At 59.9% G+C, this 15,571-nt stretch carries 14 protein-coding genes; 4 read left to right on the top strand and 10 right to left on the bottom strand.

The genetic code is table 11. From position 1 onward, the window contains the following. Window positions 1-29 precede the first annotated feature (29 nt). On the bottom strand, window positions 30-488 hold the full coding sequence (gene aac(6'), locus PL597_RS02155) for an aminoglycoside 6'-N-acetyltransferase (protein ID WP_271364508.1): 459 nt from the start codon (window positions 486-488) through the stop codon (window positions 30-32). Next, complete coding sequence (gene bglA, locus PL597_RS02150) at window positions 485-2,149, bottom strand: beta-galactosidase BglA (RefSeq protein WP_271364507.1); 1,665 nt, start codon at window positions 2,147-2,149, stop codon at window positions 485-487. The genes aac(6') and bglA overlap by 4 nt, the downstream gene beginning before the upstream one ends. 156 nt (window positions 2,150-2,305) lie before the next feature. Between bglA and PL597_RS02145 the strand changes: the two genes are divergently transcribed. Both PL597_RS02145 and PL597_RS02140 read left to right on the top strand, forming a co-directional pair. After that, window positions 2,306-3,226 (top strand): sugar kinase, encoded by a 921-nt coding sequence (locus tag PL597_RS02145; protein WP_271364506.1) that lies wholly within the window; start codon window positions 2,306-2,308, stop codon window positions 3,224-3,226. 258 nt (window positions 3,227-3,484) lie between these two features. Then, window positions 3,485-4,534 carry a bifunctional monoglucosyl/glucuronosyl diacylglycerol synthase gene (locus PL597_RS02140; RefSeq protein ID WP_271364505.1) on the top strand — a complete coding sequence of 350 codons (1,050 nt, stop codon included), beginning with the start codon at window positions 3,485-3,487 and terminating at the stop codon, window positions 4,532-4,534. Window positions 4,535-4,702: 168 nt separating this feature from the next. On the opposite strand, the gene PL597_RS02135 is transcribed toward PL597_RS02140, so the two are convergent. From PL597_RS02135 to PL597_RS02120, 4 genes are all read right to left on the bottom strand, one after another. Beyond that, window positions 4,703-5,311, bottom strand: a complete 609-nt coding sequence (locus PL597_RS02135) for a DUF2026 family protein (protein WP_271364504.1) — start codon at window positions 5,309-5,311, stop codon at window positions 4,703-4,705. A 204-nt stretch (window positions 5,312-5,515) separates the two neighbouring features. Then, window positions 5,516-6,946, bottom strand: a complete 1,431-nt coding sequence (gene der / locus PL597_RS02130) for a ribosome biogenesis GTPase Der (RefSeq protein ID WP_004443070.1) — start codon at window positions 6,944-6,946, stop codon at window positions 5,516-5,518. A 132-nt stretch (window positions 6,947-7,078) separates the two neighbouring features. Beyond that, on the bottom strand, window positions 7,079-7,750 hold the full coding sequence (locus tag PL597_RS02125; protein WP_271364503.1) for a tetratricopeptide repeat protein: 672 nt from the start codon (window positions 7,748-7,750) through the stop codon (window positions 7,079-7,081). A gap of 155 nt (window positions 7,751-7,905) precedes the next feature. Then, the gene (locus PL597_RS02120; protein WP_142911767.1) at window positions 7,906-8,490 is read right to left on the bottom strand and encodes an NnrU family protein; all 585 of its coding nucleotides are present in this window, start codon (window positions 8,488-8,490) and stop codon (window positions 7,906-7,908) included. A 149-nt stretch (window positions 8,491-8,639) separates the two neighbouring features. Between PL597_RS02120 and PL597_RS02115 the strand changes: the two genes are divergently transcribed. After that, a complete protein-coding gene (locus PL597_RS02115; protein WP_271364502.1) occupies window positions 8,640-9,623 on the top strand; it encodes a polysaccharide deacetylase family protein in 984 nt (327 codons plus the stop codon). Between the two features lie 50 nt (window positions 9,624-9,673). Here the strand turns inward: PL597_RS02115 and bacA are convergent, their stop codons facing one another. The 4 genes from bacA to PL597_RS02095 all read right to left on the bottom strand — a co-directional run bounded on the left by bacA (window position 9,674) and on the right by PL597_RS02095 (window position 14,483). Beyond that, window positions 9,674-10,948 carry a bacteroid development protein BacA gene (bacA, locus tag PL597_RS02110; protein ID WP_077981522.1) on the bottom strand — a complete coding sequence of 425 codons (1,275 nt, stop codon included), beginning with the start codon at window positions 10,946-10,948 and terminating at the stop codon, window positions 9,674-9,676. Between the two features lie 181 nt (window positions 10,949-11,129). Next, a complete protein-coding gene (locus PL597_RS02105; RefSeq protein ID WP_269826229.1) occupies window positions 11,130-12,320 on the bottom strand; it encodes an MFS transporter in 1,191 nt (396 codons plus the stop codon). 294 nt (window positions 12,321-12,614) lie between these two features. Beyond that, entirely contained in the window at window positions 12,615-13,367 is a 753-nt protein-coding gene (gene map, locus PL597_RS02100; protein ID WP_077981520.1) for a type I methionyl aminopeptidase, read from the bottom strand. A gap of 54 nt (window positions 13,368-13,421) precedes the next feature. Then, window positions 13,422-14,483 (bottom strand): LLM class flavin-dependent oxidoreductase, encoded by a 1,062-nt coding sequence (locus PL597_RS02095; protein WP_137410799.1) that lies wholly within the window; start codon window positions 14,481-14,483, stop codon window positions 13,422-13,424. 220 nt (window positions 14,484-14,703) lie between these two features. Here PL597_RS02095 and PL597_RS02090 point away from each other — a divergent pair, with 220 nt between their 5' ends. Beyond that, window positions 14,704-15,480 (top strand): 3-hydroxybutyrate dehydrogenase, encoded by a 777-nt coding sequence (locus tag PL597_RS02090; RefSeq protein WP_271364501.1) that lies wholly within the window; start codon window positions 14,704-14,706, stop codon window positions 15,478-15,480. The last annotated feature ends 91 nt before the right edge of the window (window positions 15,481-15,571 follow it).

Here is a 15,571-nt window from a genome sequence, read left to right as displayed (position 1 = left end):
TTAATCCATCGCCGAACAGTGCCGGGAGGCTATGAACCCAAAAGCAGGGACTTGCGAAAATAAACCACCCGCTGCGTTTCCTCAAATCCCAGCGCCGCATGCATGCGGTGTGAATCGACATTGGAAATGTCGGCATCGGAAGCAAGTTCGCTCACACCCTTGCTGGTCGCCCAACGGGTTACTTCGGCAATCAAAGCAGCCGCAACGCCCTGTTTGCGAAAGGCCTCCTCCACATAAACGCCTTCGAGAAACGCCACGGGTGAGGTGTCGCATCCGTTGACATAATCATGCCGCAGGCTGGCTTCGGCAAAACCGATGGCCATGCCCGCCGGATCATAGGCAATAAATCCAACTTCATTGTCGGAGGTGTCCTGCAACTCCGCCCGGTGTTCGGCGGGTGAAGCATCCGGCCACAAGCGGTGCCGCAGAAGCGACCACTCATCGAGCGATGCTTCGCCAGCCGTCTCGATGGCAAATTGCCCGCTCATGCAACGACCCCGCAAAACACATCCAGCCCCTCGAGCGTCACGATACCCGCATCGAATAACGGTGCGAAACCCGGCATCGGCAGTATATCGGTGACCCGCATGGCCTTCGGTATCGGGAATTCCACCGCCTCACGGGTGAGGTTGAAAACGAACAGCAGTTTTTCATCCCCCTTCTGGCGCGTGAAGGCCAGCACATCGAGATTGGTCTTGATAAAATGCATGTCGCCATCGCGCAGCGCGCCGTGACCTTTTCGGAAGGACAAGACGGCGCGGTAATGGTTCAGAACCGAGTCCGGCTTGCGCTCTTGCGCATCCACAGCCTGCATGGCATGGACATAGGGCACCGGCAGCCAGGGCTTTTCAGCGTTGGAAAAACCGGCATTCGGCTTTCCTGTCTCCCACACCATCGGCGTGCGGCATCCGTCCCGCCCCTTAAAGGCGGGCCAGAAGCGGATGCCGTAGGGATCGCGCAGATCCTCGAAAGCAAGTTCCGCCTCGGTCAGACCCAGTTCCTCACCCTGATAAAGACATATGGAACCCCGCAGGCTGGCGAGAACGCAGATGGCAAGCTTCGCCACCCGCACCTGCTCCTCCGCACTTTCGGAAAAACGGCTGAGGTGACGCACCACATCATGGTTGGAAAAGGCCCAGCACACCCAGCCATCCGTCACCACCTTGCCGAAGGTCTCGACCGAGGCGCGCAGATGCTTCGCGCTGAAATCCGGCCCCAGCAGGTCGAAAGTGTAGCACATGTTGAGCTTGTCATTGCCGGACGTATAGGCCGCCACCGTCTTCAGCGACCGCGCCCCGTCTCCCACCTCACCCACCGTGGCGCGGCCCTCATAGTCGTCGAGCAGCGCGCGAAAACGCTTGAGGAAGGCCACGTTTTCCGGCCGCGTCTTGTCGTACAGATGGTCCTGCATGCCATAGGGATTGACGTCGGAAGCATCGAGACCGAAACTTTCCTCGTCGAAAAGCGGCGGGTTGTCGCGCAAAAGCCTGTCATGGAAATAATGGTTGACGGTATCGAGCCGGAAACCGTCAACGCCGCGATCCAGCCAGAAACGCACGGTTTCGAGAAGCGCATCTTGCACATCCGGATTATGGAAATTGAGATCCGGCTGCGACGCGAGGAAGCTGTGCATGTAATATTGCTTGCGCACGCCGTCCCACTCCCATGCCGGGCCGCCGAAGACGGAAAGCCAGTTGGTGGGGGCCGTGCCATCCGGCTTGGGATTGGCCCAGACATACCAGTCGGCCTTGCTGTTGGTGCGGCTCGCTCGGCTGTCCACGAACCAGGGATGCTGGTCCGACGTGTGCGAGATGACCTGATCGATGATGACCTTCAGCCCCAGCCGGTGCGCCTCGGCCATCAGCGCGTCGAAATCGGCAAGCGTGCCGAACATCGGATCGACATTGCAATAATCGGAAACGTCATAGCCCATATCGGCCATGGGCGAGGTGAAGAAGGGCGAGAGCCAGATGCCATCGACGCCGAGCGAGGCGATATAGGGCAGACGTTTCGTCACTCCGGCAAGATCGCCATAGCCGTCGCCGGTCGTATCCTGAAACGAGCGCGGATAGACCTGATAGATCACCGCTCCCTTCCACCAGTCCGATTGTGCTTGAGATTTGTGGACCGGGGCATGGGGCAGTGTCATCGGCGATCTCCTGAGGGTGTCACGCCGGGAGAATATAAAGCCGTTGCGCCCGCGTAAACCGGAACTTCGCACATGCACAAACGGCGACAACCGCCCTTGTCAGCGGCGCGCACTCGTCGTAAGCCGCATGGCTGGAAAAAACGGGAGGATGACGGCGTGGGCGGACGGTTTCTGTCGATTGGCGAATGCATGGTGGAACTGTCGCAGGCCGGCAACGGGCTGCTGCGCAAGGGTTTTGCCGGCGATACGTTCAATACCGCCTGGTATGCCCGGGCTTGCCTGCCGAAAGACTGGTCCGTCGATTATTTTACCGCGCTCGGCGACGATCCTCTCTCTGAAGACATGCTCACCTTCATCGCGGATGCCGGCATCGGCACGGAAAAAATCCGCCGCATCAAGGGCGGCACGCCCGGCCTTTACCTCATCAACCTGAAGGACGGCGAGCGCACCTTCAGTTACTGGCGCAACGCCGCCGCCGCAAGGCAGCTTGCCACTGACGCGGACCACCTGCGCAAAACGGTCGAGAGTGCCGATGTGGTCTATTTCTCCGGTATCACGCTCGCCGTTCTCGCCTCCGCCCATGATGTCGATACGTTCCTCGCCGAACTGCGCCGCGCCAAAGCGGCGGGCAAGCTGGTGGTCTTCGATCCCAACATTCGCCCGCGCCTGTGGGCGGACAGGGATACGATGCTCGAAACCATCTCCAACGGTGCGCGCGCCGCAACGCTTGTCATGCCGAGCTTCGATGACGAGGCCAGCCATTTCGGCGATGTGTCCGTGGAAGCGACCATCACCCGCTACCGTTCACTTGGCGTTGAAAACATCGTCGTGAAGGACGGCGCCAAGGGCGCGACGCTCGATTTCGGCGGCAGTCGCACTCACGCCCCGGCGGTGAAAGCCGTGGACGTGGTGGATACGACAAGCGCCGGCGACAGCTTCAACGGCGCCTTCCTCGCCCGTTACGTGACCGGCAGCTCTCCCGAAGAGGCCGCCACCTTCGCGGCAAGGGCTGCGGCAACCGTCATCGGCCACCATGGCGCGCTGATCAGCCCCGAGTTGCTTCCACTGGTGGGATAGGGCTCGCCACACTGCGCGAACGTGGATTTTCGCATGCAGCCACCTCGGGTTCCCTCATTCCTGTTCCCCGGAACAAGTCCGAGGAACAGGGATAAGGACAGAAGGCAGCGCCGCCGACAACAGCAAAATTTTGAGCGCAACCACGATTCCCCACCGCCATACACCCTGACATGATCCTGTAACACGCACGCCGCATATACGGGCAGAAGCCGGGCAATGGGGATTCGCCCGCGCGCAGATGAGCAGGATCAGTGTTTCATGACGAGAATCACGATTGTCACAGATGCCTGGCACCCGCAGGTCAACGGCGTGGTTCGCTCCATTGAAAACACCAATACCGAACTCGCACGGCTCGGCGTCGATGTGCACATGGTCACGCCACAGAGTTTTTACAGCATCCCCTGCCCCACCTATCCGGAAATCCGCCTGTCGGTCGCCGGTTATCGTCGTGTGGCGGCGGAGATCGAAAAAAGCCAGCCCTCCTTTGTGCATATTGCCACGGAAGGGCCGCTGGGCTTCATGGCCCGGCGCTGGTGCGTGAAGAACCGTATGCGTTTTTCCACCAGCTACCACACCCGCTTTCCCGAATATGTAGCCGCCCGTTTCCCCGTCCCGGAAAGTTGGCTCTACGCCTTCGTGCGCTGGTTCCACAATGGCGGCAACACCTGCATGGTGGCCACGCCGAGCCTTGAGACCGAACTGGAAGCCCGCGGCGTGCGCAATCTGAAACGCTGGAGCCGCGGCATCGACGCCGAGCTTTTCCATCCCCGCCCGAAAACCAAGCTGCCTTTCGATCTGCCGAGACCGATCTTCATGACGGTGGGACGAGTGGCTGTGGAAAAGAACCTGCCGGAATTCCTGGAACTCGATCTACCGGGATCGAAGATCGTCGTTGGCGACGGTCCCGCCCACCATGAATTGCAGGAAAAATACCCTGATGTTCTGTTCACCGGCATCAAGACCGGTGAGGAGCTGGCCGATGCCTATGCGCAGGCCGATGTCTTCGTTTTCCCCTCGAAAACCGACACCTTCGGCAACACCATTCTCGAAGCGCTGGCCAGCGGCGTTCCAGTTGCTGCCTTCCCCGTGACCGGACCGATCGACATTCTTGGCGGAAACCCCGCCGCCGGTGCGCTGGACACTAATCTGCGCGATGCCTGTCTGGCGGCGCTTCACTGCTCACCACAGGCAGCGCTTGCCCTTTCCAAAAGCTACAGCTGGGAAAAGGCCTCGCGACAATTCCTCGACAATGTCATCCATGCCGCCGGAAAATCACTACCACTTCTGTCGCGCTCGCGGCTTGCATGAGGCAATCCCCGAGATTTGTGCGGGAATGAGTGGACGAAACGGTACGGGAGTGTCACAAGGCGATCAGGACGCGACTGCCGTTGTCTATAGAACGGGGTCGGGCTGCTGATTGACGTCAGGCGGCTGCCGCGAGATTACGCTGGCCGTCCTTTTATCAGATCGACCCCCTCACCAGTTACCAGTGAGAGACTGGCCCGTCAGCGGCACGGTCCGCGCCTTGCCGTCGCTGTCGGTCACCGAAAGCGATGCCGCCATCTGCTTGGGGGATTTGCGGAACCAGTTGGCGGCAACGCTCGCCATATCGCCGATCATGGCCTGTTTGTGCCAGTCGGCAAAACGTCTGGCCGACGCTTCCGGCTCGGAACGGTAGAAGAAATCGCCGGATTGGCCGAGATCATTGATGGACGCCGCCATGGCGGACAGCGGCCGCTGGAACATCTTTGCCGGCACCGCAAGTGCATCGGTGCCTTCGGAAAAGGCGGGTGCCATGAAATCGATAGCCCAGCCGTCCGCCTCGACCCAGCAATGGAAATTCTCGCCCGCACCCGTCACATAACCATCTTCACGATGATCTGCGAACAAGAGAACCGTTCCGCCAAGATTATAGGCGGCAAGCCCGCCCTTCGGCACCGCCTTCACCTTGTAGTGCTGCTGCAGAATGAAGGCGCCGAAGGTGCTGAAATACATGGAGGCCGAGGCGGGATCGGCATTCTGGCTGATGAGCAGGCTGTTGATGACGCGGTAAATCCTGAAATAGTCGGTCTGCTTGATCAGCATGGTCTTTTACTCTTCAAAGCCGGACAGTGAAATTGGAACGAGCGAATGCCGCTTGTTTCGTCTCCCCGCCGGGGAGAAGTCCGCGGCAGCGGGATGAGGGGGCGAGAGTATAGATATTCGGAGAGCGAGCCCCCTCATCCGACCCTTCGGGCCACCTTCTCCCCGGCGGGGAGAAGAAACAGGCCGCGACCCTTCACGTCAAAATCAACGCCGCTTCTTCGCCTTGCTCTCGAACGGATTGTCCGAACCACGATAATGCACACGGATCGGCACACCCGGCATGTCGAAATCCTTGCGCAGGCCGTTGACCAGATAACGCGTATAGCTTTCCGGAATGGCTTCCGGCCGGGTGCAGGAAATCATGAAGGCCGGCGGGCGGGCCTTGACCTGGGTCATATATTTCAGTTTCAGGCGGCGGCCGGAGACGGCCGGCGGCGGATGCTGCGTGGTTTGCGCATCCAGCCAGCGGTTGAGACGGGCCGTGGAAATGCGGCGGTTCCAGACCTTGTCGGTATCGATGATGTTCTGCATCAACCGGTCGAGGCCATAACCCGTCTGGCCGGAAATCGGCACGGCGCGAATGCCGCGCGCCTGCGGCAGAAGCCGCTCGGTCTTTTCGCGCAGATCGGCCAGATAGGCCTGCGGGTCTTCGACCAGATCCCATTTGTTGAAGGCAAGCACGGCGGCGCGGCCTTCACGGATGACGAGGTCAACCAGCTGCAGATCCTGCTTTTCGAAGGGGATGGTGCTGTCGAACACGATGACGACGGTTTCCGCAAAGCGGATGGAACGCAGCGAATCCGCGACCGAAAGCTTTTCCAGCTTTTCCGTCACCTTGGCCTTGCGGCGCATGCCGGCCGTGTCGAACATCTTGATGGTGCGGCCGCGCCAGTCCCATTCGACCGAAATGCTGTCGCGGGTAATGCCGGCTTCCGGGCCGGTCAGCAGCCGGTCTTCACCGAGAAAGCGGTTGATCAGCGTCGACTTGCCCGCATTCGGCCGGCCGATAATGGCGACGCGCAGCGGCTTGGTCTCGTCGTAAACCGGCTCTTCGTCTTCTTCATCCTCGCTGCCCGGCTCGCTGCGCGGCAGAACGATATCCGTCTCCGCCTCATCCACTTCCGGCGGGAAAGCCACGTCCTCGCCGATTGCCTCAACAATGGCGTCGCGCAGGTCGATCATGCCCTGACCGTGTTCGGCCGAGATCGGGCAAGGGTCGCCGAGGCCGAGCGTGAAGGCATCGTAGAAACCGGCGTCGGAACCGCGCGCTTCAGACTTGTTGGCCACCAGTACCACCGGCTTGCCGCGACGGCGCAGCATTTCGGCCAGCGTCTCATCGGCCGGCGTCAGGCCCGCCTTGGCGTCCACAACGAACAGCGTCACATCGGCATCGTCAATCGCCGCTTCGGTCTGCGCCCACATGCGGCCCTGAAGCGTTTCCGGACCGGATTGCTCCAGACCGGCGGTATCGATGATGGTGAAACGCAGGTCGACCAGCTTCGCCTCGCCGGGGCGACGATCACGGGTCACGCCCGGCGTATCGTCCACCAGCGCCAGCTTCTTTCCAACCAGACGGTTGAAAAGCGTGGACTTGCCGACATTGGGGCGCCCGACTATGGCGACGGTGAAGCTCATTGATCCTGGTTCCTTAAAGCACGTCTGCCCAAAACACTACCTGTTTTGGGCAAAGGACATGCGTAAAATAATGAGTTGGATCGCTTTGGCAATGCGGAGAATGCCGGCGCGATCTCGCGTGGCGAAGCGACCTTAAGCAGCCTTGCCTGAAGCGGTGATATTGTCGAGCATGATCTGCGCCCGGTTCGTCACGTTGCGCGGCGCCTGCGCGTCGCTCACGATCTGCTCGAACCATTGTTTGGCCTTGGCGAAATCGCCGGCCTTGTAGGCGGCGAGACCCAAAGCCTCGCGGGCGGAAGCCTTCATGGTCTGGCCTTCGCCGCTGAGGGGTTCCACCAGTGCGGCAACCTGATCGTAGGTGCCGTTATCCACCAGCAGCCAAGCCGCGCGCACCTTGGCGGTATCGCGGAAGACCTGCGGTGCGGTGGTGTCGTTGCCGATGGCGGTGAAGGCAGCGATGGCGCCGGCCGCGTCACCCTTCTGCGAAAGCAGCGTAGCCGAGCGGAACTTCGCCAGAACCGGATAATTGCCGTGACCGGAGGTTTCCAGATCGGCAAGGGCCTTCAGCGCATCATCCGTCTTGTTTTCCGAAGCGAGTTTCAGCGCCGCAAGGAACTGATCGCCCGAATTGGAAGCGCGGCTGGTGTTCCAGTATTCGTAGATACCGGCACCGGCGGCGCCGAGAACCACCAGGACGGCCGCACCCACGACCACGATACCGTAACGGCCCCAGAAGCGCGACAGCTGCTCGGAACGGATCTGCTCGTTCACTTCGCGGATAAAGGTATCATTTTCGTTTGCCATCAAATTCTCCGTTACCCGCGTGGAGATCGTTGCCGATCCATCCGTCCGCGGACATACCAAGCCGCTTACCCGGGTCAGCGAAAGTCAGGCCAACCGGGTCATGGTCGGCCTTCTAGCCTATTTTGCCTGATATGTAAGGGGGAAACGTTGATTTCCTACATGGCGATAGGCTGAACGCCGATCAACCATTCGTGCAGTTTCAGGATGAATGCGCCCCACAGAACGATGCCGCCGACAACGGCCACCAGATCGTAGCGGCTTGAAACGAAGTCCCGGACCACTTTGTCACCCGCACGTTCGCGGCGCTTCAACGAGATCCGCATCACCACACCCCAGGCGAGGAACGATGCGAAAAGAAGAATGGACGACGTCTCGCCATTGGCCAGAAGATGCGCCAGCGCCCAGATTTTGACCGAGAGGATGAGCGGATGTTTCGTCTTCGTTGCGATATGGCCAGCCGGGATGAGGCTGGCGACAAGACAGATCATCGCGAGCAGCATCAGGGTGACGGCGATATGGCTCATCCAGACCGGCGGATACCACAACATGCCGGTCTCCTGCCGTGCTTCACCGAAGGCATAGATGACGAGGCCGAGCGTGACGAGGCTGACAACGGAATAGACGCCCTTGAAAGGCCCTTCGCCCATCGTCGCGATCATGCGGGCGCGAAATTGCGGCGCGACCACCTTCAAAAGATGCGTCAGCAGGAACAAGGCAAGACAGAGTGCGAGAAAAAGCATGGAATACGGTCCCCCGGTGGAACGAAGCGGCCCTATCACCGCGGTTGAGAACAGGAATTAGGCCGAAAGCCATGAAAACGCCAGCCACTTCAAAGCTTCGCCTTATTCCACCCGCAAAAGGCCACGGTGTTTCATATGACGGATGACTGATGTTTCGCCCCTTTGCCACTTTTTCCCTGTCGCTTCTCGCCGCCCTTCCTGCACTTGCGCAGGAGGCGCAGAAGCCGAAGCAGCTCGTGATCGTCTCCTTCGACGGCGCGGGCGACAATATGCTGTGGGAAAGAAGCCGGGCGACGAGCAAGCAGGTCGGCGCTCATTTCACCTATTTCCTCGCCTGCACGCTTGTCATGGACAGGAAGACCAGCGCCAAGACCTATCAGGGACCTGGCCAGAAGGCCGGCCGTTCCAACGTCGGTTTCGGCCAGTCACCGGAAGAGGTGGAGACAAGGCTCAGAAACATCTGGGCCGCCTATCGCGAGGGTCACGAGATTGGCAACCACACCTGCGGCCATTTCGATGGCGGCCAGTGGACCGCGGAACAATGGGACGGCGAATTCACCACCTTCACCAGTACGCTGGAAAATGCCTGGCAGATGATCGGCAAGAAGGGCGAGGAGCCCGAGGGCTGGCGCGAGATGGTCAAAAACATCAACGGTTTCCGTGCGCCTTATCTGTCGCAGGGTCCGGCGCTGACTGCCGCCCAGAAAAAGCACGGTTTCGTTTATGACGCCACCAGCATCACCAAGGGGCCGGAATGGCCGGTGGAGCGCGACGGCATAGAGCATTTCGGCCTGCCGCTCATTCCCGAAGGTCCGGGCAACCGCCCGATCATCGCCATGGACTACAATCTCTTCATCCGCCACTCCATCGGCGTCGAGACGCCGGATCGTTCGAAGGAATTCGAGGAGCGCGCCTATACGGCCTTCCGCAATGCATTCGACAGGCAATATGATGGCGAGCGCATTCCGCTACAGATGGGCTTCCACTTCGTGAAGATGAATGGCGGCGCCTATTGGAACGCCTATGAGCGGCTGCTGCGCGAAGTCTGCGGCAGGCAGGATGTCGCCTGTGTGAGCTATGCCGAGGCGATGCCGATGATCGAGGCACGCAGGAAGCAGAAGACCGAGGGTTAAAATCTCTGAACTTATGAAAAAGGCGGCCAATTGGCCGCCTTCTTGTTTGCTCAGGGGCGGTTGGCATTCAACTCGCCGCCTTTGGCTTCTCGCAGTAGATATCGCTGGTCAATTTCGGGAAGCTCCTGCCCCTCGATCGCCGCTTCGAAGGCTTTCAGACGTTTGTAGATCGACAGGAGTTCGACAATGGTCGTCCAAGAGTTCACGAGATACTGGAACGAGCCGCGCACCTGTTCGAAAACATTCAGGACCTGGTTCATAAGTCCGAGCGTGACCTTGCCGGCGACGATCGACGGGATGAGAACCAGCGTGCCAAAGATGTTGTCCGCCTGCAGATAAAAAATGCGGGCGACGTTGAAGTACAGATAGTGGAAATAGAGGCGGAAATAATTCTTCCGCACATTGGCAAACAACTCGCCGATCGTCAGAGGATCCGCGCGCTCTTCATGGTCTTCGCCATAGACCAGCTCCTTACGATAGGCAGCCTCCACGCGCTGATTGCGGAACTCCAGCCCGGGCAGCTTGATACCCACGAGCGCGAGAAAAACCGTGCCGAACACTGACCAGACGATGGCGGCCCACACGAGAGCATGGGGCACGGCTCCGAAAAGCGGCAGGTCCGTAATCGTTTCCGAGAATGTGAACAGCACCGGCAGGAACGCGATCAGCGTCATGATCGCCCGCACAAACCCCACACCCAGTCCTTCGACGGTGGAAGAGAAACGCATGGTGTCTTCCTGCACACGCTGCGAGGCGCCCTCGATGTGGCGAAGCCGATCCCAGTTCGACATATAAAATTCGTTCATCGCCGTGCGCCAGCGGAAGATATAATGGCTGACGAAAAACAGATTGAGCACACCGACGAAGATGGCGACGAAGGCGATACCCGCAAAACCGAGCGACCCCATGTAGAGTTGTTCGGCCGTCACAGGCGCCGTCCGCGCCAGAGCCTGCTGGATAAGGTCATAAAACGGCCCATACCAGGCATTCACTGCAACACTCACCTGCACGGAAAAATAGGTCGCGAAGATGATCAGCGCCGATCCAAGAACCGACCAGTTCTGCCAGCGATGCGGATGATACCAGAACCAGAACGCGGAAAAGATCAGCGCGGCAACGGCATAATAAATATAGAACCACAAGAACGGGGTGGACCAGAAAACCGAAACGCCGATGACCGGCTCTTGTCCGGCAGGCAGAGGCGGCAGACCAATTATGGCACCCCAATTGCGGCCGCCGGCGTACCACACGCCGATCATGGCCATCGCCCAGACGAAGGCCGACGTGAAGAACAATTTCGGTTTGGGAAAGAAGCAATGAAACACGTTTCGAACTCACGCGCGTTTGAAATCAGCCATTATTGGCGAAGCACTAGATGGCCCGAACCTAGGGCAGAAATTTGTGCACAGCAATGAAGAAGCACTGACCTTAACAAGATGTAAGGCGCAGACGGCGGGCGACGCCCCCGGAAACAGCGAATGAAAGGCGGAAGAGACGGTCAGCGGCCTAGCGCCGCCGCTCCGTGGCGAGCACCGGCAACATCAGCAGAATGCTGACAACGAGCACGGCGGAAGCGAGAATGCTGGGCGCGGTAAAACTTCCCGTCACCTCGGCAATCCAACCGGCGGCAAGCGGCCCGACGATCTGGCCCGTGCCGAAAGCGGCCGTCATCAGCGCAAAGGCGCGACGTGGGCTCGGGCCTGCAAATTCCCGGCCGAGTTGCAGGCCATAAGCGGTGATGACCATGAAGGTCAGCCCGAGAAGCAGGCCGCCGGCGAGAACGCCCGGCACCGGCGGCAGCATCACCGAAGCGAAGACACCGACAGCTTCCAGCGCCAGCACGATAACGAAAGCGCGCTTTAGCCCCTGCGATTTCAACACCGGTTTCCACAGGAACAGCGAAATGGCAGCTGCGCAGCCGGTGATGAACCAAGCCAGAAACTCCACGAAAGCACCGGCAGCGGCCATCCGGGCAATCGCCACGATAAAAGTGGCGGTGATGACGTAACCGAAGCCGAAAAGCCCATAAGCGAGCGTCGTCAGAAATAGGGGCCTTGTCCAGACAAGCGGCGGTTCCGCCGCCGAAGATGCATGCCGCGGCGGGCCAGCGGGAAGCACGCGAAAGACAAGGAGAAAGGTGAGAAAGGAAAAGACCGCGCCGGCAATCCATTCCTCTCTCCACGAGGAGCCGCCGCCGTCAAAAACGACGCCAATCAGATAGACCGCAAGCGAGGAGATCGCGATACCGGCCCCGACACCGCCATAATGCAGCGCCTGAACGCTGTCCCTGCCCGCCTTAACGGCATGGCCGATAACGATCTGCGAGGTGAAGATCATGGTCAGCGCACTGGCGACGCCGGCCAGAAACCGGATGACGGTGAAGGCCGCGACGGAATTGAAAGCCGCCATGGCAAGCAACAATGCCCCGGTGGAAAACAGGCCGCAAAGCGCCACCAGCCGTTCCCGCCCCGATCCCCACGAATAGGCCGCCAGAACCGCCCCGGCCAGATAACCGGCGAAATTCCCGGCCGCCACGATCCCCGCATCCCCCGCCGCAAGCGGAACGTCGGCCATCATGCCAGGCAGGATGGGCGTGAAGGAAAAACGGCCGAAACCCATGGCGGAGGCCATCATCAGCGCCCCGGAAAATCCGAGTGCAGTCAGATGTCTGGCGGAAAGTGGCTTGTCGATGCTCATACATGGCTTATCGCAACCGGGCAGATGGCGGACAAGCGAGTTATTTTGATCGGCGTTATAAGCGGTCGTTATCGTTCACTCGGTGAGCGGCGCTGCGTTCCGAGGGTGCCGTGTATTCTTCTCCCCGAGGGGGAGAAGGTGGCCCGAAGGGTCGGATGAGGGGGAACGTTGCCGGACTTCGGAGAGCTTGCTCCCTCATCCCGCTGCCGCGGACTTCTCCCCCTCGGGGAGAAGAAACAAGCGGCACGCGCTCGCTCCGACCTTAAAAGTGAGGGTGACGGAGGCAGGTGGCCGTCACTCCGCAAGCGTCAGCACCAGCGGCCCGTTTTTCGTCGCCACCACGGTATGCTCATATTGCACCGTCGGCGCGCTCGGGTCACTATAGAGCGTCCATGGATCATCGTCGCCGTCCTCGGCCCAATAGGCCCCCGTCGAGAGAAACGGCTCGACGGTGAACACCATGCCTTCCTGCATGATGCGGCGCTCGTCCTTGTCCGGCCAGGTCGCCAGTTCCTTCGGCTCCTCATGCAGGGAACGGCCAATGCCGTGGCTGGCGAGATTGGTGATCAGCGTGTAGCGGTTCTTTTTGGCAAAGGCACCGATGGCATTGCCGATATCGGCGAAGGGCCGACCGGTTTTCACCTGCTGCAGGCCCGTCCACATGGCGCGTTTGCCATCGCGGCACAGCCGCTCGATTTCCTTTTTGACAGGCGGCACGGCGAAGGACGACCCCGTATCACCGAAAAAGCCGTTCTTCACCGCCGAGACATCGATATTGACGAGATCGCCCGCCTTGATGATGCGCGGGCCGGGAATGCCATGGGCCACTTCCTCGTTGACGCTGATGCAGGTCGCGCCGGGAAACTTGTAGCAGAATTCCGGCGCCGATTGCGCACCGTTATCTTCCAGCACCTTACGGCCGATGGCGTCCAGCTCGGCCGTGGTGATGCCCGGTTCCAGCGCGTCAGCCATTGTCTGCATGGCAACGGCGCACAAGCGGCCGATATCCTTCAGCAGATCAAGTTCTTCTTCGGTGGAAATGACCATGTCTCTGTCCGTTATTGTGTATGGCGGGTCTCGAAACGCCCACCTTGGTAATCATCAGGCCGTGGCTTTCACCGGATCGGCGCTCCCCGTCAATTCTTTTCTGACGAGTGGGGCGACTTTCGTACCATAAAGCTCAATGCCGCGCATGATCTGGTCATGCGGCATCAGGCCGATGGCCATCTGCAACAGAAAGCGATCATTCCTGAACACACCATGCGCCTTGATGATCTTTTCCGCCACCAGCTCCGGCTCACCGAGGAAGAGATTGCCCTCCGGCCCGCGTGCCGCATCGAAATGCGCGCGGTTCGTCGGCCCCCAGCCGCGTTCGCGGCCGATGCGGTTCATCACCTCCGCCTGCGGTCCGTAAAATTGGTCCGCCGCCTTGTCGGTGGTGTCGGCAATGAAGCCGTGCACATTGATGCTGGTGCGCAGCTTGGTCTTTTCCTGGCCCGCCCGGCGCGCGGCCTCGTGGTAAAGATCGAACAGCGGTGCGAAACGGCGATATTCACCGCCGATAATGGCAAGCGCCACCGGCAGGCCCATGGCGCCCGCCCGCGCCACCGATTGCGGCGTGCCGCCAACCGCGATCCAGACCGGCAGACGCTCCTGCAACGGACGCGGATAAACACCGCGACCATTGATGGCCGGATGTTTGGTGCCGGACCAGGTGACGATTTCCTGTTCGCGCAGCGCCAGCAGCAGATCGAGCTTTTCGGCGAAGAGCACGTCGTAATCTTCGAGATCGTAACCGAACAGCGGGTAGGATTCGATGAAAGAACCGCGCCCGGCCATGATCTCGGCACGGCCGTTCGAGAGGAGATCGACGGTCGAGAACTGCTGGAACACGCGAATGGGGTCATCTGAACTCAGCACCGAAACGGCGCTCGTCAGGCGAATATTCTTCGTCTTTACCGCCGCCGCCGCCAGCACGGTGGAGGGAGAGGAAACGACATAATCCGGACGATGATGCTCACCCAGGCCAAAAACATCGAGCCCGACCTGATCGGCAAGCTCGATCTCTTCGATGAGTTCCCGCAGCCGGCGTGCTCCCTCCGGCCCGCGGCCATCGGCGGGGTTGGGATTGACATCCGCGAATGTGTAAAGACCGAGTTCCATAAACGATACCTCTGTTTGCTTGCCTCAGAGATAGGGACGGGAGCCCCCGCAGGCAAACGCAAAATCTGCCGCAAAATCTGGATGCTTGGCGTCGAAAAAATCGATGGTAGCACCCACACGAGCCGCCTTGCGCGCTCAATCCTAAATGGCGATTGCCAGCCTGCCCCCTTTGGGCATAGGCTGCTTAAATATGTGCGAAGTAATGCAAAAAGGGGAAAGCATGCATCGGACAGTTATCGTGACAGGCTCCACAAGCGGCATCGGCCTTGGCATTGCCCAGCGATTTGCGCGCGACGGCGCCAATATCGTGCTGAACGGCTTCGGCGATGAGGACGAAATTGAGAAGTTGCGTCTGCTGCTGGAGGCCGAAAGCGGCGGGCGCGTGCTTTATCACCCTGCCGATATGACGAAACCGGACGAGATCGCCGATCTCATTCAATCCTCGCACGAAAAGCTCGGCTCGGTGGATGTGCTCGTCAACAATGCCGGTATCCAGCACATCGCGCCCATCGAAGCATTCCCGACGGAAAAATGGGACTGGATCATCGCCATCAATCTGACCAGTTCCTTCCATAGCATGCGCGCTGCGATACCGCTGATGAAGAAGGCCGGAAAAGGCCGTATCATCAACATCGCATCCGCCCACGGCCTTGTCGCCTCGCCGTTCAAATCGGCCTATGTGGCGGCCAAACACGGCATCATGGGCCTGACGAAAACGGCGGCGCTGGAGCTTGCGCAGACCGGCGTCACCGTCAACGCCATTTGTCCCGGTTATGTGCTGACCCCGCTGGTTGAAAAGCAGATACCTGAGATGGCCAAGGTGCGTGGCATCAGCGAAGAGGCGGTGAAGAACGATGTGATGCTGGAGTTGCAGGCAACCAAGCAATTCGTCACCGTCGACGATGTGGCCGCCGCGGCCGTATTTCTGGCAAGCGATGCCGCAAGCAACATTACCGGCACGCATATTTCCGTGGATGGCGGCTGGACGGCGCAATAATTACCGAACTTTCTTTCCGGTTTGGAAATAATGAATTGCCAAAACGGAAATCGATATGCGCGCGGCGGCGTGCATATGATGCGCAGGGATA

The sequence above is a fragment of the Agrobacterium sp. ST15.13.013 genome, from assembly GCF_027956525.1.
Lineage (GTDB): Bacteria > Pseudomonadota > Alphaproteobacteria > Rhizobiales > Rhizobiaceae > Agrobacterium > Agrobacterium salinitolerans.
Note: the sequence above shows the minus strand (reverse complement) of the source record. Positions and strands in the feature narration are given on the sequence as shown.

Excerpts from the sequence above, each read along its gene's own strand:
- PL597_RS02115 (WP_271364502.1), top strand. The coding sequence starts at position 8,640 with ATGTTTCGCCCCTTTGCCACTTTTTCCCTGTCGCTTCTCGCCGCCCTT.
- PL597_RS02120 (WP_142911767.1), bottom strand. The coding sequence starts at position 8,490 with ATGCTTTTTCTCGCACTCTGTCTTGCCTTGTTCCTGCTGACGCATCTT.
- map (WP_077981520.1), bottom strand. The coding sequence starts at position 13,367 with ATGGTCATTTCCACCGAAGAAGAACTTGATCTGCTGAAGGATATCGGC.
- der (WP_004443070.1), bottom strand. The coding sequence starts at position 6,946 with ATGAGCTTCACCGTCGCCATAGTCGGGCGCCCCAATGTCGGCAAGTCC.
- PL597_RS02140 (WP_271364505.1), top strand. The coding sequence starts at position 3,485 with ATGACGAGAATCACGATTGTCACAGATGCCTGGCACCCGCAGGTCAAC.
- PL597_RS02090 (WP_271364501.1), top strand. The coding sequence starts at position 14,704 with ATGCATCGGACAGTTATCGTGACAGGCTCCACAAGCGGCATCGGCCTT.
- PL597_RS02095 (WP_137410799.1), bottom strand. The coding sequence starts at position 14,483 with ATGGAACTCGGTCTTTACACATTCGCGGATGTCAATCCCAACCCCGCC.
- PL597_RS02125 (WP_271364503.1), bottom strand. The coding sequence starts at position 7,750 with ATGGCAAACGAAAATGATACCTTTATCCGCGAAGTGAACGAGCAGATC.
- bglA (WP_271364507.1), bottom strand. The coding sequence starts at position 2,149 with ATGACACTGCCCCATGCCCCGGTCCACAAATCTCAAGCACAATCGGAC.
- PL597_RS02135 (WP_271364504.1), bottom strand. The coding sequence starts at position 5,311 with ATGCTGATCAAGCAGACCGACTATTTCAGGATTTACCGCGTCATCAAC.
- PL597_RS02105 (WP_269826229.1), bottom strand. The coding sequence starts at position 12,320 with ATGAGCATCGACAAGCCACTTTCCGCCAGACATCTGACTGCACTCGGA.